Genomic DNA, 26,948 nt, shown 5'->3' on the forward strand with positions numbered 1-26,948 from the left:
CTCTTTGGGATGTTTTAGCTTGCTTCAAGGTTTGCTTGCTTATGCCGGAGTCATTGGCTTTCTAATTAAGCTGACGAGCAAAAAAACAATCGGCAGAGCTACGATAAAAATCGGGAAGATGTAAGTCACCCATATCTTTGCGTAGTCGAGCATCCCGAAAACATTCGCGGGCAGCAGCGATTTAGAGAATATGAGAACCGCAGCAAATCCGATCATGATCTTCCAGTTCTTGATCCCTAACAATTGAGCTGTTCCGTAGCTATTGATGAACAAATAAATGGCCAACTTGACAAATACGCTGAATATCCAGATAAACATAATCCAGACGTCCATATTTTGCACGAATTCCAAATAGTTAATGAATCGTACCATGCTGAAATAGGGGAAAAACAAAGCTGATCCCATATTCGTTCCGAATGTCGCTATAACCATTAACGCTATGGCCACAGCGATTAAGGACGGAACGCAAATAGCGAGCAAGACCGGCTTAAGCATCTTTTTCGAATTTGAAATAAAAGGCGTTAACATCATAATCATCATGGACTCTCCAAGAAAGGAAGCATTTACCAATGAACCCTTCAATATCGGCATAACTCCCGAATCCGCGAATACGGGAAAAAGAAGGGACGGGTGCAGATTGGTTAAATTCAAGCAAAACGTTATAAGGATGCCCGCCAGAAGCAAGGGACCGGCCATTTCGCTGAAACGGGCTATGGCCTCCACGCTCCCCGCGTAGTTGATATAGACCATGGCAGCGACCATAAGAACCGAGATTATCCAGAGTGGCGTCTCATGAAAAAGATACTGCCTGATGAATAAGGAGAATATCCGCAGGATATCAGCCGATACCGAAAACCACACCAGGATATACAACGTACCTATCAGCTTTCCGCCCCATTTTCCGAACAGCCTTTGCGTAAACTCCACTAGCGTATGCGAAGAATGCCGCTGACTGACCAAGACCAAGATCGACGTCACGAGTAAGCCGATGACACCGGCTACAGCCAGCGAAATCCAGGCATCTTGTTTTGCAATTTCTATCGTTGGGGATACGGTCAGCCATATGCTCATTGAAATTTCCAACGTGGTGAACATCCAAAATAACTGCCACGGCGATATTTTCATTCTTTTGCTCCTATTCCAGGGATGCGCTTGCCAATCCCCCCCATGTTCTCGATTTTCAATTTAACGGTAACGGTAACCTCGACGGACGGAAATAATTGATCCCAGTTTTTCCGAAGCTTTTTCCATTGGTACGGGTGCTCTCTGTGAATTTCTTCCCCAATCCCGAACACGTCTTGTCCGTACTGTCCTTGCAATTTCTTAACGGTGGCTTCAATTTGCTTTGCTTTCATCGTATCCAGCGTTCGCTCTAACGCAACGCGCTGGGGGGTGTCGGAAATATCGATGTCCGTATTGTTTTCGATCACCCTTCCGATACCCTCTAATTTCACATGCGCTTTTATTCGATCTCCGTTAATTTCAGTATGTATCGATTTTTTCAGGTTCGATTCGTATAGCGCAATGTTGCCGCTCTCCGTTTCCTCCGTGATGAATTGATCCTTCAGCACGCCTTTCATCCAGAACAATTCCAAGGATTCTCTGCCGGTCACTTTTCCGACCATCTGAAGATATTGATTAAAGATTGCAACGGATTTGACCTCAATAATTTGGTTTTTTTCTTGTTTATTCCTTGCGGTTATTTCAACCATGGGCATGGAAGGCCGAATACCGTCCCTCCCTATATCTAACAAGACATCTCGCAAGGCAGTGTCGCCTAAACGGCAGAACCGGTCCTGGTCAACAGCCACGATCGAAGAGAATTTATTGAACGGACTATTGACCTCGAGGACATCCCTTCCTTTTCCGTTATTCACGACAAAGATATCAGTACGCAGCCGGGTATCCGTATTGCGCGTAAATTGATCCATAATGCTGACGATCCCTTTTCGCGCCAGACTCTCGCCAATAAAAATCGCTCTACGGTGTCCAAGAAAAATTCTGCGCGGGAGCTTGTCTTGTACCTGCTGCTCTAAATCCACGACGCTGGAACCGCTAGCGGTTACGACGATATTCCCCCTCTGATCGCTTCCTCCCCTCCCGGTGCTCTTGAACCCGGCGGGTACTGCGATTTGCGCGCTTTTCTCAAGGTTTCCATCCTCCGACAAATCCAGAGCAGTGCCAATCCAGAATGCGTAATCATTAATTTCGTTCCGGTCCCAGCAGCCGGAGACGAGCATCAAGACGATCAACCAGCTAATTGAGCTTATTTTCTTCATTTTTTTGGGGCTCCGTTACGAATCGTTTATTCATTCGCACGATCGTATCCTTCCAGATGTTTTTCCCGATGGGTGCTACCGGCTTTAAATACGGCATGCCAAATGACTTGAGCGTCACAAGGTGAATCATGATAAACATCACCCCGATTGCAACTCCGTACAGGCCAAGAAAACCGCCTAAAATCAGTAGCGGAAAACGCAGAAGCCGGAACGGCAGCGCCACGCTGTAGCTAGGAAAAGCGAATGACGCAATTCCGGTTCCCGCAACGATCATGACGATTGGAGCGGAGATAAATCCGGCTTGAACGGCTGCCTCCCCAATAACCAATGCCCCTACGATGCTCACTGCCGAGCCAATGGCTCTGGGCAAACGAAGACCGGCTTCCCGCAGCCCTTCGAACATCAACTCCATCAGCAGCGTTTCAACAACGGTCGGGAACGGAATCCCCTCTCTGGACGCCGATATGCTCAGCATCAAATTAAGCGGAATCATCTGCGGATGGAATGACGTAAGAGCGACATAGATGGAAGGAAGCAAGCAAGACAAAACGGCCAGCAGCAATCGCAATACCCGAATGGCCGAGACGTAAATAAACCGTTCATAATGATCCTCAGCCGCTTGAAGGCCTGCCCAAAAGCTCATTGGAAGCAATAAAGCGTTGGGCGACCCATCGACAATAATAGCTACCCTGCCTGCCAATAAACTCGCGGAAACCGTGTCCGGGCGTTCCGTATTCTGGATTTGAGGAAAGAGGGACAACGTCTTGTCCTCGATGAGCTCTTCTATGTAACTGGAATCCATCAATTGATTCGTTTTAATCGCGTGAATCCTTTTCTTAACCTCTTGAAGCAATTCCGGCTTGACTCTATCTTCAATATAAGCAAGAACAAATTCCGTATTGGTCAGTTCTCCTGCTTGATGCTTTTCGATCTTAAGATTAGGATGACTAATTTTTCGCCGGATCATGCTTAAATTCGTTTTTAAATCTTCCGTAAACCCTTCACGCGGTCCTCGGATCGCTGCTTCATTTGAAGGCTCGTTAATCGCGCGTTGGTTGAAAGACGTTAGATCTGCCAGGTAAGCACAAGGCTTCCCGTCTATGAAAATAGCCGTACAGCCCTTCAAAACTTTTGCCACAACTGCTGCGAAGTGAGTCACGCTGTCATACTGCGTCAGCCGGGTACTATCGCGGCTAATCATGCATGCCGAAATAATTTGTTCCAATTTGCTCGAGTCCGTCAGCTCTTCAATATATACGAGCAGAATTTCGAGATGATCATTCAGCTTTAAGGGACGAAACACGATATCCGCGCAATTCTGAAAAATTTGGAGCAAAGCATCATGATTGAGCTTGACGCTTTCGTCCACTTCTATCGGTATGCTTGTCTCCATTTTACAAACCACCTTTATTCAAACCAATCATCATGAAACCACGGCGAAAATGATTGCAGTTGTGCATATCCTTTCCAGGCGATCGTGGCGGCATCCATGTCAATAACATCCATTTATAAAAAAACCACCCGAAAGGGCCCGAAAAGGCCCTTTCGGGTGGCTTACAATTCCATATAATCTTCGAGCGCGCTCCGATTAATAATCGTAATTTTCCCGCGGGACAGCTGAATAATGGCTTCCTTCTCAAGTCCCTTTAACGTTCTGCTCACCACCTCGCGCGCCGTTCCGAGCTCCACCGACATGCTGTCATGGGTAATATGCAGACTGTCCGGGTTGCCGCTTTGGTCAGCCAGCTGGACAAGAAATTCCGCTACCCGTCCGCGAATGGATTTAAAGTGAATGCTGTCGAGCAAGCTGGACAATAGGATAATCCGTTTGGCTAACGATTTGAAAATATACTGTCGGAATGTCGAATAACGGTCCATCCAATCCTGGAATATCTTCGCGGGTATGATCAGCACCAATCCGGCCGTCTCTACGCAAGCCGAAGCTTCATATTCGGATCCTCCCAATATACTTGAAGTCATGAGAGGACAACATTCTCCGTCATGGATTCTGTACAACGTGATTTCCCTGCCGCTGGCACTGATTTTATACATTCTAACGGTGCCTTCCAGAATCATAAAGACATATTCGAGAAATTGTCCCTCTTCAATAATATAATTGGGCTCCATTTGAAGTACATTAATGCCTTCTTGATTCCAATCCTCCTCAGTGATTTCTGCCATGCTGGGAAATAAGGAAAGGATAAGCGATAAATGTTCAGATTGAATCAATCGTTTCAGCTCCTTTATTTCTATCGTAAAATACTGCCATAAAGGCTGTAGCTAATTCCGTGACATAGTCACATTTCCCTGGCATGCATTTGTATTTTCGTTAGTCATTCACAGATTGAGCAAGGCCTATCCGGGTGCTAAATTTTTCGTTTATGAATTGATCACGTATAGCAAAAGCTATAATTATTAGGAGGTGCATACATGAACGCCAAACCATCCAAGAAACCCGTTATTATGTTTATACATGGTGCTTTTATGACACCGGCTTGCTGGACGCCAATGAGGAATTTTTTTATAAATCGGGGATATGAGACAATAGCGCCTGCCTGGCCATACCATGACCGCAGTATGGATGAACTCAGGAGCAGCCCTTCAGCAAACCTTGGAAAGCTTGGCTTGGCGCAGATCGTGGATCACCATGTCCAGCTAATACGGGCAATACCGGACAAACCTATCCTGATCGGACACTCATTTGGCGGTCTGATCGCGCAGATTCTCATGGATCGCGGGTTAGGCGCAGCCGGTATAGCAATCGACCCGGCTGCATCCAAAGGCATTAATGCCGGAGCTTACAAAACGGCTTCCAAGTCGGTAGCATCGATCCTCTGCAAGCCATGGAAAAAAACCGCGGCGTTAACCTTTGCGCAATTCCAATATGCTTTTGTAAACACCCTTCCCCTGCAGGAACAAAAGGAAGCGTATCGTTACTCGGTTCCCGAAACAACCAAAATCTTTTTCCAAAGCGCATTAGCCGGCTTCAACCCAGACAGTCCGCTCACTGTTAATTATAAAAACGGCAATCGGGGGCCGCTTCTTATTATTGCAGGAGAAAAAGATCATATCGTGCCGGCAGCGATGGTTAAGAAAAATTACGAGCTCTATGATCAACAATCAGGAGCGATAACACAATATGTTGAATTCTCTGGACGGTCCCACTGGATCATTGCCGAGACTGGTTACACCGAGGTCGCCAATTATGTTCTGCAATGGTTTCAAGAGCAATTGCGTTTCGCTGATTTCAATGAAGACAGCAGCGAGATTGATCCGTATCCGATTCATCACTTCCCATTTTCAGAGTCAGAACATTGGAATGAGACTACCTTGTGATCTTGATTGGTGTTGAAGACCAAGGAAACCTTAATGCTTTTGGAGATCCATATTTTCATATGCAACAAGGCCCAGCTGCTTCATTAAAGCAGCTGGGCCTTTCCTACACTTAATGCCGTTTATTCCTTCGTCACCAGCTTCAGCGGCGCAGGGATCGTTTTCTCCACCGTCTTGCCCTGCAGCACATCGTAAGCGGCTTGAACCGCAAGCTGACCGATCAATTCCGGCTGCTGCGCGACGGTTGCGGTGAGCTTGCCCTCCTGAATGGACTTCAACGCATCCTCATTGCCGTCGAAGCCGATAACGGGGATATTCTTGCCGGAGCTCCGGATCGCTTCGATGGCGCCAAGCGCCATTTCGTCATTATGGGCAAATACCGCCTGCACGTCCGGATTCGCTTGGAGCAGGTTCTCCATCACGTTAAGTCCCTTCGTGCGATCGAAATCTGCCGTCTGCTTTGCGACTACTTTCAAGTTGGTATCCGCTACTTCATGGAAACCTTTGCCGCGCTCGCGGGTGGCTGATGCGCCGGCAACGCCTTCAAGCTCGATCACCTTCGCGCCTTTGCCCAGCAGCTTCTCGATATACTCTGCAGCCATCCGGCCGCCCTTCACGTTATCCGAAGCGACAAGCGCTTCGACATCCCCGCTGTCGGCGGAGCGGTCCAGCGTAATTACCGGTATGCCAAGATCATTCGCCGACTGAACGACGGTCGAGATAGCCGCTGAATCCGTCGGATTGATGAGCAGGACAGTAACGCCTTTTTGCATCAAATCGTCAACGTCGTTGCTCTGTTTGGCAGAATCGTTCTGGGCGTCGACTACAAGCGTTTCAATGCCATGTTTCTTAGCTTCGGCCACAACCCCATCCTTCAGCGAAACGAAGAAAGGATTGTTTAAGGTGGAGATGGAGAGACCGATCTTCATGTCTTTCAAATCCCCGCCTGTTTTGGGCTTAGCCCAGTTAGGAGGCTCCATCGAGCATCCGGTGGTCAAGATGAGGAGAAGCGCCGTTAGCAGCAAATACATTTTTTTCATGTGTCCATCACTCCTTATGCGGATTTCTTCCGGTCAATAAGCACGGCGATCAAAATAACGATCCCTTTCACGACCAATTGGTAGAATGAGGATACGCCAAGCAAGTTCAGCCCGTTATTGAGCGTACCGATAATAAGTGCGCCGATCAGCGTGCCGACGATGCGGCCGCGGCCGCCGGACAAGCTGGTTCCGCCCAAAACAACCGCGGCAATCGCGTCAAGCTCGTAGGAGGTGCCGGCTGTCGGTTGTGCCGAGTTCAAGCGGGAGGTCAGAATCGCGCCCGCCAACGCGGAGAGCATGCCCGCCAGCGAATAAATCATGATCTTAACGCGCGGTACCTTGATGCCGGATACGATTGTCGCCTTTTCATTGCCGCCAATCGCATACGTTCTGCGCCCGAAGGCCGTCTTGTGCAGGATGATCCACAATACCGCGAAGGTAATGATCATCGTGATGGCAGGTACCGGTATGCCAAGCAGATAACCGCGGCCAAACAGCTGGAATGCAAGGTTGTCGCCTAGGCCCGTTATCGGATTGCCATCCGTATATACGAGGGTTAAGCCTCTGAATATCGTCATCGTTGCCAAGGTAGCAATGAACGGAGCCATGTTCCCTTTCGTGATCAAGAGCCCGTTCACCATCCCCATTACTCCGCCCACCAAACAGCCTATAAGAATGGCGATAATGGGATCAAATCCGGATACCATCATATTGGCGACGAAGGCACTGGATAGCGCAAGAATGGAACCGACCGACAAATCGATGCCGCCCGTGAGAATGACGAAGGTCATTCCGAACGCGATTAGCGCGTTTATCGATACCTGCCGCAGCAGATTCAATATATTAAGCGGTTCCAAGAAACTCGGATTCATGATCGATACGATCACGATCAGAAGAATCAGTCCGAGCAAAGGCCCTAATTTTTGCGTAATTTGAGAAAGCGAGAAGCCTCCCGCCGTTCTTGCATCATTTCTAGTCGTCATGTTACAGTCCCCCTGTAGCCAGCGTCATAATGTTTTCCTGCGTTGCTTCTTCCCTGCTCCGTTCTCCCGCAATGCGGCCCTCGTGCACGACCACAATGCGGTCGCTCATGCCGAGTACCTCCGGCAGCTCCGATGACACCATAATGATGGCGACGCCATGCGACGTCAGTTCGTTCATCAGCTGGTAGATCTCGCGCTTGGCGCCAACGTCCACCCCGCGGGTCGGTTCGTCAAGAATGAGAACTCGCGGTCCAATGCCGACCCACTTGGCGATAACAACCTTCTGCTGGTTGCCGCCCGACAGCTTGCCCGCGGCCGTTTCGGCCGAATGCGTCTTGATCTGCAGCCTTTTGATCAAGGCGTCGACGAACGTCTTCTCCCGGCTGGAAGAAAGCAGTCCCTTGGACGCGAAGCTATCGAGGCTTGGAAGCACCATATTCTCGCGGACGGAAAAATCGAGAATCAGCCCTTCATCCTTTCTGTCCTCGGTTATAAAGCCAATTCCAAGCTTGACCGCATCAACCGGCTTTCGGATCGAGACCTTCTTGCCGAAGACATGAACCTCGCCGTCATCCAGCGGATCAAGACCGAACAAGGCTCTCATCATCTCCGTGCGTCCCGCTCCCATCAGGCCGGAGAAGCCTACGATCTCGCCGGCACGAACCTGGAAGCTGATGTCTTCGAACAGACCTTTTCGAGTGGCATGCTTCACTTCCAGAACGACTTCGCCGGGATTCGGAGTTCTTGCCGGATAACGCTCGGTCAGCTCCCTCCCGACCATTTTCCTGACGACCTCGTCGAAGCTTGTCTGCGGAATTTCCTTCGTATCGACGGTTCGGCCATCCCGCATGACGGTTATCCTGTCGCAAATCTCGAAGATCTCTTCCATCCGGTGCGAAATATAGACGATGGAGACGCCTTCCTTCTTGAGCGCTTCCATCACCTCGAACAGCTTCCTGATTTCTCTTTCGGTCAGCGCCGAGGTCGGCTCGTCCATGATAATTACCTTCGTATCCGCCAGCAAAGCCTTGGCAATCTCGATCATTTGCTGCTGTCCAACCGAGCAAGAACCGGCAAGCGCGTTCAGCGGTATATCGACGGATAACCGGCGGAACTGCTCTTCGGCAAGCGCGCTCATTTTATTACCCTTCAACAGCCCCCATCCGCTTGAGAGCTCCCGGCCGATAAACATATTCTCCAGTACCGTCATTTCCGGCCACACATGGAGCTCCTGATGGATAAAGGCTATTCCGTGACGCTCCGCTTGCTTGGGATTCGCGAAGTAGGTCTCCTTGCCGTCGATCAGAATCGTCCCTTCGTCTCTGGCATGCATGCCCGTCAAAATATTCATCAAGGTGGACTTGCCGGCTCCGTTCTCCCCCATCAGGGCATGAACCTCGCCGGCCGCCAGGTCGAAATCGACGCCGGACAGCACCTGGTTGCCGCCAAAAGCTTTATGAATGCCCTTCATCTCAATGCGCATTATGGCTCCTCCTCGTTACCCGAAATAAACGCCTGCCTGTAAAATCACATTCGCGTAAGGCTTGTTCTCGCCCGTGCGAATGATGGCTTTGGCTTCTCGCGTCAGCCGTTTGAATTCCTCGTGCGGGCATTGCCCAATCTCGAGGCCTTGAAATTTACGTTCTATATAATCAAGCGCTTCCCGATTAGCCGATCCTATTTCTTCAGCGACGATGGCTTTTTCGACCTCCATGTCCGCTGCTATCGCATTTACGGTATCTTCGAAGCTTGGCGTGCCAAGCGTCAGCGCCAGATCGATCTTCTTCACGCCTTCAGGCACGGGCAGACCAACGTCCGCGATCACGATCATGTCCGTATGCCCGAGATCCGCCAGCACTTTGGCGATATGGCTGTTCAATATTCCTTGCTTCTTCATCTCACATCAAATCCTCCACTTCCTGCCTCTTCGGCATGCCGCCCTGCGCGCCAAACTTCGTGACGGACAAGGAAGCCGCACGGTTCGCGAACCGAACGCTTTCTTGGATCGGCTTTCCTTCGGCAATCGCGACGGCGAATGCTGCGTTAAAAGTATCCCCCGCGCCTGTCGTATCGACAGCTTCAACCTGATAAGAAGGCACGAGTACCTCTTGCTCGCCGTCGAAGAACCTCACCCCTCGGCTGCCCTCGGTGACGAATAACTTGTTCGGATAGCGGCGCAGCGCTTCGGTTACGCTAATGTCAGGGAATAGAACCCTTACTTCATGCTCGTTTGGCGTCAAATACGCCGCATTCGCTATGGTCTCTTCCGAAATTTGGCGAGCCGGAGCCGGATTCAGCAGCATCGGCACCCCAAGCTCACGGCACAGCTTGCCGGCATGTGCGACGGTTTCCATCGGAATTTCCTGCTGGATCATGACGATATCCGCTCCTTCGAACGCATCCTTGCATCGGTTAAGATATTCCGGCGTTACCTCATTATTTGCCGCCGGAACAACAACAATACTATTGTCGCCTTCCGCAAGCACAATATGAGCGGTTCCGCTAGAAGAATGTGTAACCGGTTCCACATTATCGACTGAAACACCGTTCTCTCTAAAATTGTTTAAAATCTCTTCGCCGTAACGATCGTCTCCGACGCGTCCAATCATCGTTACTTCTGCGCCGAGACGAGCGGCGGCTACCGCCTGGTTAGCCCCCTTGCCGCCCGGGAAGGTCTTGAAGTCGTCTCCAAGCACCGTTTCGCCTGCTCCCGGACGGCTCGCCGACGTAACGACGAGGTCAATCGACGAGCTTCCGATCACAATTATTTTTGCCATTTGTCCTCCGCCTTTCTGGTTGTATCCCGCTCCGCAAACGTAACGGGCATAGGAATGGTTGATGGTTCTGCGGCATCGCTTTCGATCAGTCGAATGAGAAGGCCTGCCGCTGCCTTGCCCATGTCATAAGCCGGCTGACGAATCGTTGTCAGCGACGGCGTCAGCAATCGACTGAGCGGAATATCGTCAAAACCGATGATTTGTACGTCGTTAGGAACCTTTTTGCCTAGCCGCAGAGCCTCGTGAAGCACGGCCGCCGCAACAATGTCGTTGCTCGCAATAACTCCATCGGTCTCCGGATAGCGTTCGAATAATTCCTTGGCCCAAGCCTCTGCTTCCGTGAAGGAGAAGGAAGTCGTCTGGAACACGTTAAACATGATTCCCCGTTCGCCCAGCGCTTCAACAGCCCCTTCATAGCGGTCTTGCGCAGGCCGGATATGTCGAGGCCCTCTCATTACCGTCACCCTGCGGCTGCCGCGGTCCGCAATCTCCCGCGCCGCCATTCTTCCGCCTTCCCGACCGTCGGCATAAACCGATGGGCGATTATCCGCTGTCCGGTCGAGAAACACGACGGGAATGTTCAGCTTTCGGTACATTTCACTGTCCGGAAAGCTCGTCGAGGCGATGATGCCAACCACGTTGTTTTGAACGAAAGTCTGGATATATTCCTTCTCCTTCGCTTTGTTCTCATCGCTGTTGCCGAATATGATCCGCAAGTCATGCAGCTGCATCTCATCCTCTACCCCGCGGGCAAGCTCGGGAAAGAATGGGTTGGTAATGTCCGGCAAGAGCAAGCCGGTCAGCCGGGACTTGCGTTTATACAAAGATCTCGCGACCTCGTTTGGCGTATAATGAAGTTCCCTGATAGCGGTTTCAATTTTCCTTCGCGTATCTTCGTGCACATACCCCGTATCGTTAATCATTCGGGATACAGTCGCTACGGATACGCCTGCATGCTTGGCTACGTCTCTGATGGTTGCCATATCGTCTTCGCTCCTCAATGTGGAACCGTTTACACATCTAAAATAGCACAACGCTTCCCGTTTGGCAAGCATGTACCATTTTCCAAACCAACTATTTATTCTTTTTAGCTTGCGAGTATCTATAGACGGAGTAGCCTGCTATAACAACCAGCAGAATGGGAACGATACTATATTTTCCTACATGCAGAAGAAATCCCCCGTACGTTAGGCTTGGATCATCAAAAAACAAGGTGCCTACGGCTATCCAGAGTATGCACAATATCGTACCTGCTCCCCCAAGGATGCCAAAAAGTATGGCCGTTCCCAGCCACAGAACATGACCGCGATTATCCACTCTTATCCGCCTCCTAACCAATCAATCCATATATACCGAAATACCCTGCTTCCGGATGATTAAATCATTCGCCCCTTTGAGTTATTTCCGCATGCGATCTAGCTCTAAAACAACATCCATCCCCCTGCCGCTCCTGCCAGCACCACGAGCCATGGCGGCAGCTTCCAATAAACAAGCATGCCAAACAGGAGTATAGCAAGCACAAAATCTTCTGGCTTCTGAACAGCAGTCAGCCATAACGGATTATAGAGCGCCGCGAGCAAAATGCCTACAACTGCTGCATTAAGGCCAACAAGCGCGCCTTGCACCTTCTTATTCTGCCTGAGCGTATTCCAGAACGGCAGTGCTCCAGCCATGAGAAGAAACGCAGGGAGAAAGATCGCGGCCGTCCCCACGAGCGCTCCCTTGACGCCGCTGATCATCGCGCCCAGGTAGGCTGCAATTGTAAATAACGGCCCTGGAACGGCTTGCGTCGCGCCATATCCCGCCAAGAATTCCGACTTGCTCATCCAGCCCGTGGGCACGACCTCCCGTTCCAATAACGGCAGCACGACGTGACCTCCGCCAAATACCAGCGAACCCGAACGGTAAAAGCTCTCGAACATGGCTAATAATCCTTCCCCGCCAATGATCTGTCTTATAATCGGCAAGCCAATTAGCAACACAAAGAACAAAGCCAGGCATATCACACCTGCTCGCTTGCTGATGGATACCGTAAGTAGAGGACTGTTCTCATCGGAAGGTGGCTGTCTGTACATAAAATATCCGACTCCTCCTGCCGCCAGAAGGATTAAGATTTGACTGGCAGCCGTCTGCCACAATATCGTAATAGCCGCAGCAAGGAGAGCAAGCGTAGCTCGGCTGCGGTCAGGAGCAAGCTTCTGACCCATGCCAAGCACGGCTTGCGCAACGATAGCGACGGCCACGATTTTCAAGCCATGGATCCAGCCGGAAGCTCCGACATCAAATCCTTGCATCAGCAAAGCAAACAACACCAGCAAGATAACCGATGGCATTGTGAAACCAATCCATGCCGCAACTCCCCCAAGCCAACCTGCACGAAGCAGACCGATGCCAATTCCGACTTGACTGCTCGCAGGACCTGGCAGGAACTGGGCAAGGGCAACCAGATCGGCATAGCTTCGCTCATCCATCCAGCGCCGGCGCTCGACATATTCGTGATGGAAATATCCAAGGTGTGCGGTAGGCCCTCCAAACGATGTGCACCCGAGTTTAAAAGATACGATAAGTACTTCAAATAAAGGCTTCAGATGAATTGTCCCTCCCCGGTTGTTTCCCTTATTATAATAAAGGGTAGGGTGCCAAGGTAATCCATTTTACAAACTCTTAAAGTTTATTAGGAAAGCAGGTATGGTCGTCATGGAACTGAAATGGTTAGAATGGGCCAAGCAGATGCAGGCTATTGCTCAGACCGGGTTAACGTATGCAACCGATGTATATGATATTGAGCGTTATGAAGCCTTGCGGCAGATGAGTATCGAGATTCTGGCAGAGTATACGTCCGTGAGCCAGGAGAAGATCACCCTCGCCTTTGCAAGCGACAACGGGTATACCACGCCTAAGACCGATATCCGTGCGGTTGTATTTAAGGGCAATAAGATCCTTCTCGTGCGGGAAAAAATAGACGGAGCATGGGCGATGCCCGGAGGCTGGAGCGATATCGGATACTCTCCAAAGGAGATTGCCGTCAAGGAAACGAAAGAGGAAGCCGGCTACGATACGGCTGCGGTCCGCTTGCTCGCTGTGCTGGACAAGAAATTTCATCCTCATCCGCCAAGCCCCTATCATGTCTACAAGATGTTCATTTTATGCGAAATTACAGGAGGCGCGGCTGCAGCCGGCGTGGAGACGAGCGAGGTTGGATTCTTCGGAATCGACGAGCTGCCCGAGCTTTCCGTTGAGCGGAACACACTGGGGCAGGTCCAATTAATGTTTGAGTACCTGCACAATCCGAATAAAGAAATTATCTTGGATTAAAGGATTATACAAGAAAAACGCCGAACCTATGGATCGGCGTTTTTCCTTTATATAGGGTATTACAGTTGAGTCGTCTTTTTCCAGTCGGCCGCAAATTTCTCCATGCCTTGGTCTGTCAACGGATGCTTCGAGATTTGCTCGATAACCGAGAACGGAACAGTTGCGATATGCGCGCCTGCCATGGCTACGCGTGTCACATGATCCGGGTGGCGGACGGATGCTGCGATGATTTGCGCATCCAGTTTATGAACGCGGAACAGTTCAGCTACCTTAGCGACCAATTGAACGCCGTCTTCGGAAATATCATCCAGGCGGCCGAGGAACGGAGAAACGTAAGTTGCGCCAGCGCGTGCAGCGAGGAGCGCTTGGTTAACCGTGAAGATCAGGGTAACGTTTGTTTTTACGCCTTTCTTCGTCAGGTAACGGCAAGCCTCCAGACCGGCGAGCGTCATTGGCAGCTTGATTGTAATATTTTTATCGTAGTTATTGATTTTGATTAATTCGTCCGCTTGCGCAATCATCTCTTCGGCTGTCAGAGCATCTGGCGTTACTTCGGCAGATACGGATTCAACCTCAGGTACCTCGCGCAGAATTTCGGCAATACGGTCTTCGAACTTAACGCCTTCTTTCGCAACAAGCGACGGGTTTGTCGTTACGCCGGATAGTACGCCAACTTTGTAGGCTTTTTTAATATCTTCCAAGTTTGCTGTATCGATGAATAATTTCATTATGAACAACCTCCGAATAATATTATTTGTTTAATGCTTTTGCCAAGCTTACTACGTTTTTCGTGCTAAATCCAAAGTATTCCATAACCGCCGTACCAGGGCCAGATGCGCCAAATGTATCAATGGACAACACTTTGCCATCCTTGCCGGCGTAACGGTCCCAGCCAAGCGAGATGCCCGCTTCAATCGTGATCCGCTTCGTAACGGAATCAGGCAGCACGCTTTGCTTGTACGCTTCGGACTGACGGTCGAACAATTCACGGCTTGGCATAGCCACGACGCGTACGGAAATGTTATCTTGCTCAAGCTCTGCCTTCGCGTTAACGGCGAGGGATACCTCGGAGCCTGTACCAATCAGGATGACGTCAGGCTGGCTGTTTGTCTCCGTCAGGACGTAGGCGCCTTTTGCTACGGCATCCACGTTCGCTTTAGTCTCTTCATAGATCGGCAGGTTTTGTCTGCTCAGAATCAAAGCGACAGGCCCTTCCTGCTGCTGCAACGCGTAAGCCCAAGCACTTGCCGTCTCGTTTGCGTCGGAAGGACGAATGACCGTCAGACCGGGAATCGTGCGCAATGCCGCCAGCTGCTCGATGGGTTCATGGGTAGGTCCATCTTCCCCAACCGCAATGGAATCATGGGTAAACACGTAAGTGACAGGCAGCTTCTGCAGCGCAGCCAGACGAATCGACGGACGCAGGTAGTCGCTGAAGACGAAGAAGGTGCTCACAAAAGGTTTTACGCCGCCATGAAGAGCCATGCCGTTGCCGGCTGCACCCATAGCATGCTCACGAACACCGAAGTAAACATTGCGGCCGGCATACGATTCAACCGCAAATTTGGCTTCTCCGCGAATATCCGTCATGGTCGAATGCGACAGATCGGCGCTTCCGCCAAAGATCGAAGGATCAATCTTCACGAAATGGTTAATCGCTTCGCCGCTCGCCACGCGCGTCGAGATGGATTTAGAGGTATCAAAGGTAAGGATGTCTTCCGCATTCAGCGTCAAGGAACCGTTCAATACCTGCTCGAATTCACTGCCTTGCGATGGATATTTCGAGTGGTATGCAGCGACAAGTTCATTCCATGCCGCTTCTTTGGCGGCACCTTGCTGCTTCAGCTCGGCAAAATGAGCTTTAACCTCTTCTGGCACCGTGAACTCTTCTTCATACTTCCAGCCATAAACCGCTTTTGTTGCGATTGCTTCTTCTTTACCGAGCGGATTGCCATGAACTTTGTTTGTGCCAGCTGCTTTGCTGCCAAAGCCAATGATTGTACGAATCTCGATGATCGTTGGCTGGGAAGCGTTTTGCTTCGCTTTAGTAATAGCTTCTGTAATCGCGGCGAGATCATTACCATCCTCTACACGTAAGTATTCCCATTGAGCGGATTCGGCTCTCTTGCGCACATTTTCTCCGAAGGACAGATTCAATTCGCCGTCGAGCGAGATATCGTTCGAATCGTACAATACGATTAATTTGCCCAATTTCATATGGCCGGCCATCGACATGGCCTCATAGGAAATACCTTCCATCAGGCAGCCGTCACCCACAAGCGCGTACGTATAATGATCAACAACCGGGAAGCCTTCCTGATTGTATTTCGCAGCCAAATGCGCTTCAGCCATCGCCATGCCCACAGCGTTCGCAATCCCTTGACCCAGAGGTCCGGTTGTTGCGTCTACACCGTCAGTATGACCATATTCGGGATGCCCCGGAGTCTTGCTGTTCAGTTTGCGGAACTGCTTCAGATCTTCAATTGAGACCTGGTACCCCGTCAGGTGCAGGAGGCTGTACAGCAATGCGGAACCATGGCCCGCAGATAAAACAAAACGGTCGCGGTTGAACCATTTGGCGTTCGCCGGATTATGGGACAACAGATTGCCCCATAGCGCGTATGCCATCGGAGCCGCACCCATCGGCAGCCCCGGATGACCGGAGTTCGCAGCGTTGATTGCATCAATTGATAATGTTCGGATCGTATTAATGGATAACTGATCAATGTCCAATTTGGTAAGCATACTCTTCTTCCTTCCGTTTCTGTTCTTGTTCTTCCTTCGAATCAAACCACCAGTGGAAACCGTCTTGCGCCAATAAAGCGTCAGCTGCCTCCGGACCGCTGGAGCCTGCTTCATACGAGTGGAGCGGAACCAGGTTTTCCTGGAAAGCATCCAGAATCGGCTGCACCCATTGCCACGCGAGCTCCACTTCATCCCAATGCGCAAAGAAGGTAGGATTGCCGACAAGCGCATCGTAAATCAGGTTCTCGTAAGCTTCGGGAATATCCTTGCTGCTTTCGTGAAGCTGGATTTGAACCGGCTTCAGTTCGCCATTTTCCTTCGTATTGAGCTGGAGCATAATGCCTTCATTCGGATTGATGTCAATATGAAGGAGATTAGGCGCCCCTCCGATAGGAGTGTTGTGATGCAAGGGTTCCTTAAACTCCACGACAATACGCGTTGATTTCTCATGCAGCCTTTTCCCGGTCCGGATATAGAACGGTACTCCGCGCCAGAAATAATCATCCACTTGAAGCTTCGCCGCGATGTAAGTGTCATTCATGGAGGAAGCGGCAATGCCCGGCTCGGAGCGATAGCCTTGCACCGGATTGCCTCCCATCGAACCGGATCCGTATTGTCCGCGGATGACATTGGCGCTTACTTCCGATTTCGATAACGGAACGAGGGCCTCCATCACTTGTTTCTTATGCTTCCTTACATCGTCGGCGCTGCTGTTATGCGGCAGATGAATAGCCAGCATCATCAGCATTTGAAGCATATGATTCTGGAACATATCTCTTACTGCGCCAACATGATCGTAATAACCCGCGCGTTCTTCGACGCCTACGGTCTCGCTTGCCGTAATTTGCACATTGGCAATATATCGGTTGCTCCACAGAGCTTGAATGATCGGATTTGCGCGCTCCAGAACTTCCAGGTTCTGAACCATCGGCTTGCCAAGATAATGGTCAATTCGGAATATTTCGTCTTCGGTAAAGGACTTGCTCAGATGCTCGTTCAGATCGCGGGCCGATTGCAAATCATGACCGAATGGCTTCTCGATCACAAGCCGCTTCCAGCCTGCCGCAGAGCCAAGTCCGCTTTCCTCGATGTTCGAGGCAATGGTCGTGAAGTACTCGGGTCCCACCGATAAATAAAAGAGTCGATTAGGCGGAAGCTCAAGCGCATTCTCCCTTGCCTCGATGCGAGTCAACAATTTCTTATAGTCTTCCGTACGGCCGATATCAAGCACCGTGTAGCCGAATTTATGAATAAACGATTGCATGAGTTCCGGATCTTGAATCTCGCGCCTGGAGAATTGCCGAAGCGATTGTTCAACGCTGGACTGGAAATACTCGTCTGTCCATTCCCTTCTTCCGAGACCAATCAGAGAAAAAGTCTCAGGAAGCTTTCCATCAACGAATAAATTATATAAGGCTGGGTAAATTTTTCTTTTAGCCAAATCGCCTGTTGCACCAAATAGAACAAACGTTACGGGTTCCATGTTTTCTCTCCCTCCAACAGAACTTTTGAAAGCTTCTGTTTAATTTTCTGTAATTCCACTATAATACGATTAGGAGCTATACAAGTAATTAATATATTTTACAGGAGCTATTGACCACGTCTATGACTAATAACTATGAACTATACAAAGTGTTTTATTGGGCAGCCAAAACGGGTAGTTTGACCCAAGCGGCGAAGATGCTTTACCTCACTCAGCCAAGCGTAAGCCATGCCATCAAGCAATTGGAGGAAAGCTTTGGCCTGACGCTGTTTTACCGCAATTCCAAGGGTGTTGCCTTGACCCAGGAAGGGACGATTTTGTACTCCTACATCGAGCAGTCCCAGATTCTGATCAACTCTGCCGAGGAGAAAATGATCGCGCTTAAAAATCTGGACAACGGCGAGCTTAGGATCGGGGGAAGCGATTCCTTGTTCAAGCATTATCTACTCCCTTATCTTGAGGAATTCATCAAGAAATATCCCGGAATTAAGCTGCATCTAAATCATGGCACAACGCCGGAAGTCATTACCTTTCTGAAAGAAGGGAAAATTGATCTTGGAGTCGTTCGCATGCCAATCGTGGATCCGCAGCTTGAAGTCAAGGAAAGCATTCAGCTGCAGGACTGCTTTGTCGCGGGAGCCGTATATAATGATCTGAAGCATAGAGTGTTGTCGCTGAGCACCCTGCTGCAGTATCCCATTATTCTGTTCTCCCGCAACAGCCGTGCCCGGATGGCCATCACGGAGATTTTCAACAGCTATGGCTATATCATCAAGCCGGAAATTGAGGTGGGGAGCGTAGATTTACTGATTGAATTTGCGCGCAGGGGACTTGGCATCTCTTATGTAACGCGGGAGTTTGTTGCCAAAGAGCTTGAAGAGGGTTCGTTGTTCGAAATTCAGCTCGACATCCCGCTTCCTCCATCCCACATCGGCATGATGAACATGCGGAACATGCCGCTCTCCAGCGCCGCCAAGCGGTTTATCGAGCAGTTCCGATAATTATGAATAGACAAGAGCCAAGAACGGTTGTGTTCTTGGCTCTTATTCGTTGCTTTATAGCGGCGTATTACCGAAGCTCCTTACCCATGCATACACTTTCATCGCTGCCGATATACGGCTCATAATTCGCAATCCGCGCAAACCCCAATTTCTTATACAAGGAGATCGCTTCAGGCTGATTCGTCCCCGTTTCCAGAAGAGCCTGTTCTTTTCCTTCTTCCAGTGCCCACTTCTCTAGCTCCTTGACGATCGACTGGGCGATGCCCCTCCCTCTTGCTTCTTCCCTTACGAACATCCGCTTGATTTCGACGGTCTGTTCATCTCTTTTGTCCTTATAGCAGCCGCAACCCGCCGGCTTGCCGTCAAGATAAGCAACAACTGCCCGAGCATCGAGACTCACCTGATTATGTACGTCAAAAAACTGCTGCGTATCCGGGTATCTGCTCCATAAATCTTTGTCCAGCAGCTTAATTAGTTCGCGAAAATCCGCATGATCCGCGGGTACTCTTTTATATTCCATCATGTGTAATGTTGAGCCACCTTTCCTAAATTTCAATATCTAAATTCAATATCCCTAGGTCGCAATAACCTTCCCGTTCTCGTCCAGCGCCTCGGCCAAGCCTAACCTCCTGCATTTTACCAAACGATATACAGCATGGATACCGTTCAAATGAACAAAAACCAAGAAAAGCCCCGGGCTCTTCTTGGTTGGTAAATCTATATCGCTATATCGCTAACCTGAACGCCATCCGGCAGCACGCTTAGTACCTGCTTGCGCACAGTATCGTCGTTCAGCTGCTGACCGAAGATAACTACGGAGCCACGGTCTTCACGTGCTCGAATCAGGCGGCCTATGCCTTGTCTCAACCGCAGCAGCATATAAGGCATGTCGACATCCGAGAACGGATTCGCTGCATCGCTGCGTCTTGCTTCAAAGACGGGATCATTCGGCGGGAATGGCAGCGACCACATAATCACCTGTGACAGCGACGGCCCGGGTATATCAAGCCCCTCCCACAATGTTACCGCGCATAGTACGCTGGTCTCATCGTTTTGGAATTCAGCGATGAGATGACTAATCTCGGCTGATCCCTCAAACAAGAAGCGGTAGCCGTCAGTCAGACCACGTTCCGCTGCTTCCTTACCGAACTGCTCGAGTTCTTCCATGGAGGGAAACAGGAATAACGTACGCCCGCCTTGTTGCCCCAGCAGCTTATCCGCAGCACTCATCTTGTCTTCCCAGCTCAAATCGGCTTGCGACTCGCGTGGCAAAAGCACCTGCATTTGTTCCTCGTATTCGTATGGAGAAGGTACTGAGAAGGATAAAGCCTGTTCAATGCCCAAGCTCTCCTTGATATAGTCGAAAGCTCCTCCAACGGACAGCGTTGCCGACGAGAACACAATTGGCATCTTCTTCGAGAAGACCTGCTCCTTCAGCACTTCCTTCACCCATCTTGGCATGATGACCAACGTAAGCCCGTCCTTGTCTTCGGAAGCCCAGCTGATCGGTTTCTCTTCCCGTTTGAATAAGGATAAGGCGAATTGAATCATTTCGATATGCTCTTCCACAATCTTGAGCTGGTAATCGTCGATCGTGAACAGGCCGCTTTCGAAAACCAGCTCCTCTTCAATAGACGACAGCACATCCTGTAGGCGATTCACTTCGCGAACAAGCTCAGGATTCCAGAGCAATTCCTTCCGGCTCGATGCCGGAACGGCTTTACTATGGCGGGCAAGCAGCGCGAATAAGTGATCGCTTTGCACAATGGCTTCTTCCACTGCCAGCGCCAGCGATTCCCGGATCTCATCTTGCAGCAGGCGCGTAATAATGCTCTCGAACACCGCATGGTTCATTTTGTATGTTAACGCCTTCTGAGCCGCTGTCTCCAGAAGATGTCCTTCGTCAAAAACAACCGAGCTATGCTCAGGCAGAAGCGGAAGCTGACCCTCGCGTTTGCGAGCCTCATAGGTCCATACATGTTCCATATAGAAGTCATGCGAGCAAATAATCAGATCGGCAGCCTTCCGGTAATGATCGCGCGACAGCGTTTGTCCGCAGCGATGTCTTCTATCGCAAACCAGGCAATCCTGGAATACATCCCAGCCTAACTTCACCCATTGCCCGTCGTTTAATGACGGGTAATCTTTACGGTTGCCGTAAGGATGAAAGCTTTGCATCGTTTCCGGCTTATGCACGAAGGACGGCAGCTCGCGGAAGATCTCGTCAAACGCTTCAGCATCCTCATCAAAGGCCGCTCGGGCGTCATCCAGTTTATTCAAGCAAATATATTGATCGGGCGATTTCCCGAGGCGTGCATCAATGGTAAATTCCAGATACCGGGCAAGCTTGGCAATATCCCCTTCCGGCTTCACAAGCTGCTCAATCAGAGACTCGTCCGCGCAAGCGATGATGGCCGGCTTTCTTGTATAACGGGCATAGCTGATAGCATACAGCAAATAGGCAAGTGTTTTCCCCGTGCCTACGCCAGCCTCCGCGAAGATCGTCTGTTTCTCGGCGTAAGCTCTCTCAAGCTGGAAGGCCATATAGATCTGCTCATCGCGAACCTCGAATCCCGCTTCAGGCAGCTGTTCATAAAAGACATCCGCAATCCAGTCGCTTGCCTGCTGAATGAATGGAAGCTTCGGATCAAACTCAAATGGATAATGATTGCTCACTTATAACGTTCCTCCATACAAGCACAAACGGCTGCGTCTCGTACGCAGCCGTCCGGCTTGTCCCCCATAGTTGTAAGCTTAAAATTCCGATTTCGGCTTGCGCGGCTTTGGCTTTGCTTTTTTTTGCAATGCCGGCAAGTGCTTCATGCTTCGTGCCATAGGACCCTTGCACATCGGACACAATTGATCTTCAGCGGCCATTTCATCCCGAACCCACGCTTTACAGTCCGGATTTTTGCATTTCAAAATTTTCGTCGGTATTAACTTCGGTTTCGTGATGTCCTCGCTTGTAGCCACTTTTTTGCATCCCTTTCCTTAAAACACGTAAAAAACAAACTTCGATTAATATATCACTTCCGAGGCGCTTAAGTCAAAGGAACTTCGGTGAAATAGGAAGAAAAAGCCCGCCTCGCATTGAGGTGAATTATTCACGCTATTTGGTCAATTTCTTCACTATCCCAGCCGGACCGCAGAAGCGATCGACCAGATGCCAAAAGCGAGCAGAAGAATGCCGGATAAGACATTGATCCATCTCATTGCGCGCTGGTTCAAAGCTCTTCTAACCGTGCCTACCAGTGTCGCCAGCGTGAGCCACCAAAGCACGGAACCAAGGAAAATGCCCAGAACGAGCAGGAGTGAGTCGCCTATTGTTGCATCTGCCGAATGCTGAATGCCCGCAAAGATCGCAACAAACGATAAGATGGTCATTGGATTGGTCAGCGTCAGGAAGAAGGTCGTCAAATAAGCTTTGAGCAGGCCATTGTTTAATTGGGGATCATGACCGCTGGCCGGAAGGGCTCGAATGGATTGATAACCCAGATAACAAAGAAATATTCCGCCGATTAACCGGATCCATAGCTGCTGATCAACAAGGACGTTCGTTAACGCCGTGAACCCCACCGCAGCAATAAGGCCATACACCGCATCGGCAGACGCTGCTCCCAAACCGGATAAGACGCCATACGGCCTGCCCTGGTTAATCGTTCTTTTCATGCATAACACGCCAATCGGCCCAACTGGAGCCGCAATGGACAGACCTACAAGGACCCCGCTCCACATACTCATGCAGATTTACTCCGCTCTCTCTTTTTTACGTATATCATTGTCCATTATAGCATTCTTTCTATCTGTCTATCAGACCATATTTCAACTTAATACGGTCCAGCTTCTCAATCATTGGTTTTGAGAGAATGAATAGAAATATCGCCGTAGCCGCGGCATGAATCAGATCGAACCAAAAGCCCGAAACATAAGTTGCAATCAAAGCCTCTCTTGATAGGGTCGGAGTAAACATAAGCATCGAGCCTATGTTAATAATACCTCCGTAAATTACAAAGGTCGCAAGTCCTCCGAACACAGATAAGGAAAGCCTTTTTTTCCGAAGCCAGCCTTTCCTGAAGAGGAGACCTGCTATAAAACCGATGATGCCAAAGCAGAACATTTGCCATGGTGTCCACGGTCCCTGACCGAAAAAGAAGTTAGATACGAAGCCAGTTGTCGCTCCGACTAGAAATCCGGCTTCCGGTCCAAAGCTGACACCCGCGATAATAACAATGGCGGCCACGGGCTTAAACTGCGGAAGCATAAAGAATGCGGCCCTTCCAGCAACGGCAATGGCAGACAACACGGCAATTACGATAAGCTCGCGGGCTTGAGGCTTTCTCTTCTCGAACACCATGGCAAACGGAAGCATTGTATAAAGAATAATAAGAAGGCTGATAAAATAATATTTCCGGTCGTCCAGTGCATATACGCCAAACAGAATGGTGGCCGGTATGATGACAAAAATAAGGAATGCGGATACGAGAGTTCTTCTGCCGAACCGACTATTCGTTTTCTCTAACCGTGATTCTTGCATCGCCTAATCACGTCCTCTACCGTAACTGCGCTCTTCCAAACATGACGCACCATCCGGTTTGCCGCCGTTGTGTAGAAGCTGTTCCCCGCAAAGAATGTCTTTGCCTGCCCGCTTGTCGTAATACTCCCGTCAAAGAACATGGCGCAGACATCCGCATACTTGGCACAGAACTCAATATCATGGGATACCATTATTATCGTAACTCCTTGGGCGTTAAGCTTTTTCAAATAAGATGCCAGCTTATCCTTGAAGAAGCTGTCGAGGCCTTTGGTCGGCTCATCCAGGAGGAGAATGCGCGGCTCAAGCAGCAGCACTTTGGCAAGCGCCGCTCTCTGCTGCTCTCCGCCGCTTAGATCATAAGGATGCATCCCCAGCAGATTCTGGAGCTCAAGAAACTCGCTTATTGCGAAGACTTTGTCCGCCTTCTCCTCCCTTGTTAAAGAAGATTGGACCAGCATTTCCGCTAAATCCTGTTCAACAGTCTTCTTCACGAACAAATGCTGCGGGTTTTGAGGCAGATAGGCCAGGTTACTCTGGTACAGTTCTTTGAAACTCATGGAAGCAGCGTTTTTCCCGCCAATATACACCTTGCCCCGGTATGGCTGGTACAGCCCGCCAGCAAGCGATAAAGCCGTAGTCTTGCCCGTACCATTCCCCCCGACCAGACAGTAGAACTGTCCTTCGGCAACCTCAAAAGACAAATCTTTAATGACATCAGGCCCGTTCTTCTCATATTTGAACCATATATCTTTAAACCGGACGGCAGGCTGTTTAACCGATGATATTATGGCTGTAACTGCCTCCTCCCTCACAAAAGACCTATTTGTAATGTAGCGGTCAAGCCACTGACGTCCTTCTTTCACGGTAACCGGATAGGAAGAGTCTTGCGTCACTCCGGCGTAGATTTGCATCGGCGAAGGCACTGCTGTAAACATCGGATGGTTCATATGCCATAAAGCTTCTCCGGCTTTCCGCGGGTTATCGTCCACAATAACCTTGCCTTCATCCATAACGATAAACCGGTCCGATACAGGCAGTACTTCTTCCAATCGATGCTCCGTCATAATGATGGTCGTCCCAAGCTCCCGGTTAATTTTCCGCAATGTCTCGATGAAGTCCGCTGCCGCTATAGGATCAAGCTGGGAAGTAGGTTCATCAAGCAGAAGCACAGTCGGATGCATGGCCATCATAGAGGCGAGATTGAGCAACTGCTTCTGTCCACCGGACAACTCTGTCACACTCTTGTGGAACCAGTTCTGTATGCCGAAAAAGCTTGCCGTCTCCGCGACGCGAAGCCGGATCGCCTGTTGATCCAGACCTAAGCTTTCGAGGCCAAAAGCAAGTTCATGCCAAACCTTATCCGTTACGATGCCATTGTCCGGATTTTGCAGTACAAAACCAATCTCGGATGCCTGTTGACGCTGGTCCAGCCCTTCAATCGGCAGCCCACGAAAGTTGATCTTGCCTTCTCGCTCTCCATGGGGGGACAAAATAGGCTTCAGTTGGCGGAGTAAAGTGCTCTTCCCGCTTCCGGATTTCCCGCCAATCGTGATGAACTCGCCGCTTTGAATCGTCAACTGAATATGATATATAGCTTTCCTCGCCTGAAGAGGGAAGGTAAAGCTTACATCTTCGATGCGATAGATTTCCACTTGATTGCCTCCATCATATGTTGAATAACCGGCATCATACATAAACCTAAGTAAGCTGCATAGATGAGGATGCTAAACGGCGTAACCTCAGCTGTTTGTACCGAAGGGAAAAACCGCATCGTATTCTCGCCGTTCACCTCCCCAATGACAACAATGATAATTAGGCTGAGCATAACTGCCATAAAACCTTTATCCCGATTATCGAGCCGGTACAGCGAATAGCTGGTACGTCTGGGTAATCCATACCCTCTGGATTTCATGGAATCAGCCGTCTCGATCGCGTTCTCCAGCGCCCAGGTTGTCATAATCGACAGAATGGTCAGCCCGTTCCTTGCACGCCGAAGCAAGTTGCCTTGTGATACATCCTTGCCGATACTTCGCTGGGCATAAGAAATCCGTCTAATCTGATCCTTGTACCGAGGCACAAATCTAAGCACCATAGATAAGATAAGCGATAATGCTGGAATCAGCTTCCCGAACAGATAAATAAATTTGTCCGAAGTCATAACCGCATTGTAGCAGGAGAACCAGATGAGGACCGTTATAAGCATGCAAGCTGACGAGATCCCATACAAAATAGATTCCAGCGTAATCGGGTTGCCGCTTTTTAAATAGAACAGAATCGTTACCCCTGCGTGATTAAAAGCAGGATTAAACAGGGCTGCGGCAAGCAGCAGCGGAAGCATGTACAGCAACTGAAAACGAACCGCTCTCCTGCCCCGAAGCATGATGGAGTAACAAGAGGCACTGACAAGTGATATAACCTGCATGATGGGATGAACGAAGAACATGCCAAACAGCAGCACCGCTGTAAAATATACAAAGTTAATCAGAGGGTGATAGCCGGCAAAACCATTTCGGTTCATGACTTATCTCCTACTCCTGCGCTATATCCGCCAACATCGCGCCCCAGATCACAGGTGTACACCCACTCTACAATATCTCCGTCCTTAAGCGCGTAACGGCTGGCACCATAATTCGGGAACCATCCGTTCACTTTATACATCCAACCGCTAAGCTCTCCGCAGTCGAATTCGTAGATATTATTAATACCCTCTATATAGTTACTGTTATAGATGGGCGTCATCTCGAATTCCATATGAATCTTGTTTTTCTTCATTTCCCGCAAAAGCACGTCAAATACCGACTCCCCTTCATAAAAGGTAACCTTCTGCGCTTTATAAATCATGCCGTCCTTCGGTAGAACTTCGCGCTTATCTTCGTTGAAGCTATCCAGATTATTCAGTATCGTTGCAGCAGATACCGACAAGGTTACGGTTAAAGACTTATTCTTATCGATCTCAACGTCCTGCCACTCGACCGGCTGGGGCTTACCCGACGGTACAGGGTCCGTCTGATATTTGTCCTTCCCTTCCGGTGTGGCGGCGGGAGGCTTTGTAGCCGGCGTAGTCTCTGTCCCTTTGCCCGAATCGGTGACTCCGACAGATGGTTTAGCCGATGCCGATGGCGCAGGTGAAGCTTTGGGCACGTTCGAGGGCTCGGGAGATTGCTCTTCAGTATTGCCACTGCTAGCCGTTTCTGTTGGCTGAGGGTACTCCTTGGTGTCAGACTGCTCCTGAACCGAAGATATGGGATCCGATGAAGCTGATTCGAAAGGTTGTTGTCCCGACAACGCTGGGTTCGTCGAGCTGTCTGGTGACGCGGTAATTGCCGCATCTTCCGTAGAAACTGGAACTGCTGCGATATACTTCTCTGATGAGGGGCCGTTAGCGTAATTTCCTCCCCAGAAGTAGGCAATCGCCAAGACCCCGACGATAAGCATGGCGGTAATTTTCTTGTTCATCC

26 protein-coding genes are annotated in these 26,948 nt (G+C 49.9%); 3 read left to right on the forward strand and 23 right to left on the reverse strand.

Annotation, left to right across the window (positions count from 1 at the left end):
- Nucleotides 1-39: 39 nt before the first annotated feature.
- The 4 genes from M3194_RS21420 to M3194_RS21435 form a co-directional block, all read right to left on the reverse strand.
- Nucleotides 40-1,125, reverse strand: a complete 1,086-nt coding sequence (locus M3194_RS21420) for a GerAB/ArcD/ProY family transporter (RefSeq protein WP_251656116.1) — start codon at nucleotides 1,123-1,125, stop codon at nucleotides 40-42.
- Nucleotides 1,122-2,279, reverse strand: coding sequence for a Ger(x)C family spore germination protein (locus tag M3194_RS21425; RefSeq protein ID WP_251656117.1), 1,158 nt, complete (start codon nucleotides 2,277-2,279; stop codon nucleotides 1,122-1,124). The genes M3194_RS21420 and M3194_RS21425 overlap by 4 nt, the downstream gene beginning before the upstream one ends.
- Nucleotides 2,257-3,672 (reverse strand): spore germination protein, encoded by a 1,416-nt coding sequence (locus M3194_RS21430; RefSeq protein WP_251656118.1) that lies wholly within the window; start codon nucleotides 3,670-3,672, stop codon nucleotides 2,257-2,259. Before M3194_RS21430 ends, M3194_RS21425 begins: the two co-directional genes overlap by 23 nt.
- Before the next feature lie 161 nt (nucleotides 3,673-3,833).
- Entirely contained in the window at nucleotides 3,834-4,508 is a 675-nt protein-coding gene (locus M3194_RS21435) for a Crp/Fnr family transcriptional regulator (protein ID WP_251656119.1), read from the reverse strand.
- A 201-nt stretch (nucleotides 4,509-4,709) separates the two neighbouring features.
- Between M3194_RS21435 and M3194_RS21440 the strand changes: the two genes are divergently transcribed.
- The gene (locus tag M3194_RS21440; RefSeq protein WP_251656120.1) at nucleotides 4,710-5,615 is read left to right on the forward strand and encodes an alpha/beta hydrolase; all 906 of its coding nucleotides are present in this window, start codon (nucleotides 4,710-4,712) and stop codon (nucleotides 5,613-5,615) included.
- Between the two features lie 119 nt (nucleotides 5,616-5,734).
- On the opposite strand, the gene rbsB is transcribed toward M3194_RS21440, so the two are convergent.
- The 8 genes from rbsB to M3194_RS21480 all read right to left on the reverse strand — a co-directional run bounded on the left by rbsB (nucleotide 5,735) and on the right by M3194_RS21480 (nucleotide 13,000).
- Nucleotides 5,735-6,652: a ribose ABC transporter substrate-binding protein RbsB gene (gene rbsB, locus M3194_RS21445; protein WP_251656121.1), complete on the reverse strand. Its 918-nt coding sequence runs from the start codon at nucleotides 6,650-6,652 to the stop codon at nucleotides 5,735-5,737.
- A 14-nt stretch (nucleotides 6,653-6,666) separates the two neighbouring features.
- The gene (gene rbsC, locus M3194_RS21450; RefSeq protein WP_251656122.1) at nucleotides 6,667-7,635 is read right to left on the reverse strand and encodes a ribose ABC transporter permease RbsC; all 969 of its coding nucleotides are present in this window, start codon (nucleotides 7,633-7,635) and stop codon (nucleotides 6,667-6,669) included.
- Nucleotide 7,636: 1 nt separating this feature from the next.
- The gene (locus M3194_RS21455; RefSeq protein WP_251656123.1) at nucleotides 7,637-9,118 is read right to left on the reverse strand and encodes a sugar ABC transporter ATP-binding protein; all 1,482 of its coding nucleotides are present in this window, start codon (nucleotides 9,116-9,118) and stop codon (nucleotides 7,637-7,639) included.
- Nucleotides 9,119-9,133: 15 nt separating this feature from the next.
- A complete protein-coding gene (rbsD, locus tag M3194_RS21460; RefSeq protein WP_251656124.1) occupies nucleotides 9,134-9,532 on the reverse strand; it encodes a D-ribose pyranase in 399 nt (132 codons plus the stop codon).
- Between the two features lies 1 nt (nucleotide 9,533).
- Nucleotides 9,534-10,412, reverse strand: coding sequence for a ribokinase (rbsK, locus tag M3194_RS21465; RefSeq protein WP_251656125.1), 879 nt, complete (start codon nucleotides 10,410-10,412; stop codon nucleotides 9,534-9,536).
- Entirely contained in the window at nucleotides 10,400-11,395 is a 996-nt protein-coding gene (locus M3194_RS21470; RefSeq protein ID WP_251656126.1) for a LacI family DNA-binding transcriptional regulator, read from the reverse strand. Before M3194_RS21470 ends, rbsK begins: the two co-directional genes overlap by 13 nt.
- 91 nt (nucleotides 11,396-11,486) lie before the next feature.
- Nucleotides 11,487-11,729, reverse strand: coding sequence for a hypothetical protein (locus tag M3194_RS21475; RefSeq protein WP_251656127.1), 243 nt, complete (start codon nucleotides 11,727-11,729; stop codon nucleotides 11,487-11,489).
- 104 nt (nucleotides 11,730-11,833) lie between these two features.
- Nucleotides 11,834-13,000, reverse strand: coding sequence for a chromate transporter (locus M3194_RS21480; RefSeq protein ID WP_251656217.1), 1,167 nt, complete (start codon nucleotides 12,998-13,000; stop codon nucleotides 11,834-11,836).
- A 109-nt stretch (nucleotides 13,001-13,109) separates the two neighbouring features.
- Between M3194_RS21480 and M3194_RS21485 the strand changes: the two genes are divergently transcribed.
- Nucleotides 13,110-13,727 (forward strand): NUDIX hydrolase, encoded by a 618-nt coding sequence (locus M3194_RS21485; protein ID WP_251656128.1) that lies wholly within the window; start codon nucleotides 13,110-13,112, stop codon nucleotides 13,725-13,727.
- Between the two features lie 59 nt (nucleotides 13,728-13,786).
- Here M3194_RS21485 and fsa read toward each other — a convergent pair whose 3' ends face one another.
- From fsa to zwf, 3 genes are read right to left on the reverse strand one after another with little or no spacing between them, the layout of a single operon-like run.
- On the reverse strand, nucleotides 13,787-14,455 hold the full coding sequence (gene fsa, locus M3194_RS21490; RefSeq protein ID WP_251656129.1) for a fructose-6-phosphate aldolase: 669 nt from the start codon (nucleotides 14,453-14,455) through the stop codon (nucleotides 13,787-13,789).
- A 22-nt stretch (nucleotides 14,456-14,477) separates the two neighbouring features.
- Entirely contained in the window at nucleotides 14,478-16,472 is a 1,995-nt protein-coding gene (tkt, locus tag M3194_RS21495; protein ID WP_251656130.1) for a transketolase, read from the reverse strand.
- Complete coding sequence (gene zwf, locus M3194_RS21500) at nucleotides 16,450-17,955, reverse strand: glucose-6-phosphate dehydrogenase (RefSeq protein WP_251656131.1); 1,506 nt, start codon at nucleotides 17,953-17,955, stop codon at nucleotides 16,450-16,452. Before zwf ends, tkt begins: the two co-directional genes overlap by 23 nt.
- Nucleotides 17,956-18,077: 122 nt before the next feature.
- Between zwf and M3194_RS21505 the strand changes: the two genes are divergently transcribed.
- Complete coding sequence (locus M3194_RS21505; protein WP_251656132.1) at nucleotides 18,078-18,956, forward strand: LysR family transcriptional regulator; 879 nt, start codon at nucleotides 18,078-18,080, stop codon at nucleotides 18,954-18,956.
- A gap of 67 nt (nucleotides 18,957-19,023) precedes the next feature.
- Here the strand turns inward: M3194_RS21505 and M3194_RS21510 are convergent, their stop codons facing one another.
- The 8 genes from M3194_RS21510 to M3194_RS21545 form a co-directional block, all read right to left on the reverse strand.
- Nucleotides 19,024-19,479 carry a GNAT family N-acetyltransferase gene (locus M3194_RS21510; protein WP_251656133.1) on the reverse strand — a complete coding sequence of 152 codons (456 nt, stop codon included), beginning with the start codon at nucleotides 19,477-19,479 and terminating at the stop codon, nucleotides 19,024-19,026.
- A gap of 194 nt (nucleotides 19,480-19,673) precedes the next feature.
- Nucleotides 19,674-21,632, reverse strand: coding sequence for an ATP-dependent DNA helicase (locus M3194_RS21515; protein ID WP_251656134.1), 1,959 nt, complete (start codon nucleotides 21,630-21,632; stop codon nucleotides 19,674-19,676).
- Nucleotides 21,633-21,710: 78 nt separating this feature from the next.
- A complete protein-coding gene (locus M3194_RS21520; RefSeq protein ID WP_251656135.1) occupies nucleotides 21,711-21,929 on the reverse strand; it encodes a cold-inducible protein YdjO-related protein in 219 nt (72 codons plus the stop codon).
- 156 nt (nucleotides 21,930-22,085) lie between these two features.
- Complete coding sequence (locus tag M3194_RS21525) at nucleotides 22,086-22,697, reverse strand: LysE family translocator (protein WP_251656136.1); 612 nt, start codon at nucleotides 22,695-22,697, stop codon at nucleotides 22,086-22,088.
- 58 nt (nucleotides 22,698-22,755) lie between these two features.
- The gene (locus tag M3194_RS21530; RefSeq protein WP_251656137.1) at nucleotides 22,756-23,490 is read right to left on the reverse strand and encodes an ECF transporter S component; all 735 of its coding nucleotides are present in this window, start codon (nucleotides 23,488-23,490) and stop codon (nucleotides 22,756-22,758) included.
- The gene (locus tag M3194_RS21535) at nucleotides 23,472-25,142 is read right to left on the reverse strand and encodes an ABC transporter ATP-binding protein (protein WP_251656138.1); all 1,671 of its coding nucleotides are present in this window, start codon (nucleotides 25,140-25,142) and stop codon (nucleotides 23,472-23,474) included. Before M3194_RS21535 ends, M3194_RS21530 begins: the two co-directional genes overlap by 19 nt.
- On the reverse strand, nucleotides 25,115-26,008 hold the full coding sequence (locus tag M3194_RS21540) for an energy-coupling factor transporter transmembrane component T (protein ID WP_251656139.1): 894 nt from the start codon (nucleotides 26,006-26,008) through the stop codon (nucleotides 25,115-25,117). The genes M3194_RS21535 and M3194_RS21540 overlap by 28 nt, the downstream gene beginning before the upstream one ends.
- Nucleotides 26,005-26,946, reverse strand: coding sequence for a DUF4430 domain-containing protein (locus tag M3194_RS21545; protein ID WP_251656140.1), 942 nt, complete (start codon nucleotides 26,944-26,946; stop codon nucleotides 26,005-26,007). The genes M3194_RS21540 and M3194_RS21545 overlap by 4 nt, the downstream gene beginning before the upstream one ends.
- Nucleotides 26,947-26,948 lie beyond the last annotated feature (2 nt).

The organism is Paenibacillus glycanilyticus, from assembly GCF_023715145.1.
GTDB classification, from domain to species: Bacteria; Bacillota; Bacilli; order Paenibacillales; family Paenibacillaceae; genus Pristimantibacillus; species Pristimantibacillus glycanilyticus_A.

Excerpts from the sequence above, each read along its gene's own strand:
- M3194_RS21505 (WP_251656132.1), top strand. The coding sequence starts at position 18,078 with ATGACTAATAACTATGAACTATACAAAGTGTTTTATTGGGCAGCCAAA.
- rbsK (WP_251656125.1), bottom strand. The coding sequence starts at position 10,412 with ATGGCAAAAATAATTGTGATCGGAAGCTCGTCGATTGACCTCGTCGTT.
- M3194_RS21425 (WP_251656117.1), bottom strand. The coding sequence starts at position 2,279 with ATGAAGAAAATAAGCTCAATTAGCTGGTTGATCGTCTTGATGCTCGTC.
- tkt (WP_251656130.1), bottom strand. The coding sequence starts at position 16,472 with ATGCTTACCAAATTGGACATTGATCAGTTATCCATTAATACGATCCGA.
- M3194_RS21430 (WP_251656118.1), bottom strand. The coding sequence starts at position 3,672 with ATGGAGACAAGCATACCGATAGAAGTGGACGAAAGCGTCAAGCTCAAT.
- M3194_RS21440 (WP_251656120.1), top strand. The coding sequence starts at position 4,710 with ATGAACGCCAAACCATCCAAGAAACCCGTTATTATGTTTATACATGGT.
- M3194_RS21470 (WP_251656126.1), bottom strand. The coding sequence starts at position 11,395 with ATGGCAACCATCAGAGACGTAGCCAAGCATGCAGGCGTATCCGTAGCG.
- zwf (WP_251656131.1), bottom strand. The coding sequence starts at position 17,955 with ATGGAACCCGTAACGTTTGTTCTATTTGGTGCAACAGGCGATTTGGCT.
- M3194_RS21530 (WP_251656137.1), bottom strand. The coding sequence starts at position 23,490 with ATGCAAGAATCACGGTTAGAGAAAACGAATAGTCGGTTCGGCAGAAGA.
- M3194_RS21525 (WP_251656136.1), bottom strand. The coding sequence starts at position 22,697 with ATGAGTATGTGGAGCGGGGTCCTTGTAGGTCTGTCCATTGCGGCTCCA.
- rbsD (WP_251656124.1), bottom strand. The coding sequence starts at position 9,532 with ATGAAGAAGCAAGGAATATTGAACAGCCATATCGCCAAAGTGCTGGCG.
- M3194_RS21510 (WP_251656133.1), bottom strand. The coding sequence starts at position 19,479 with ATGATGGAATATAAAAGAGTACCCGCGGATCATGCGGATTTTCGCGAA.
- rbsB (WP_251656121.1), bottom strand. The coding sequence starts at position 6,652 with ATGAAAAAAATGTATTTGCTGCTAACGGCGCTTCTCCTCATCTTGACC.
- M3194_RS21485 (WP_251656128.1), top strand. The coding sequence starts at position 13,110 with ATGGAACTGAAATGGTTAGAATGGGCCAAGCAGATGCAGGCTATTGCT.
- M3194_RS21540 (WP_251656139.1), bottom strand. The coding sequence starts at position 26,008 with ATGAACCGAAATGGTTTTGCCGGCTATCACCCTCTGATTAACTTTGTA.
- M3194_RS21455 (WP_251656123.1), bottom strand. The coding sequence starts at position 9,118 with ATGCGCATTGAGATGAAGGGCATTCATAAAGCTTTTGGCGGCAACCAG.
- M3194_RS21420 (WP_251656116.1), bottom strand. The coding sequence starts at position 1,125 with ATGAAAATATCGCCGTGGCAGTTATTTTGGATGTTCACCACGTTGGAA.
- M3194_RS21545 (WP_251656140.1), bottom strand. The coding sequence starts at position 26,946 with ATGAACAAGAAAATTACCGCCATGCTTATCGTCGGGGTCTTGGCGATT.
- rbsC (WP_251656122.1), bottom strand. The coding sequence starts at position 7,635 with ATGACGACTAGAAATGATGCAAGAACGGCGGGAGGCTTCTCGCTTTCT.
- fsa (WP_251656129.1), bottom strand. The coding sequence starts at position 14,455 with ATGAAATTATTCATCGATACAGCAAACTTGGAAGATATTAAAAAAGCC.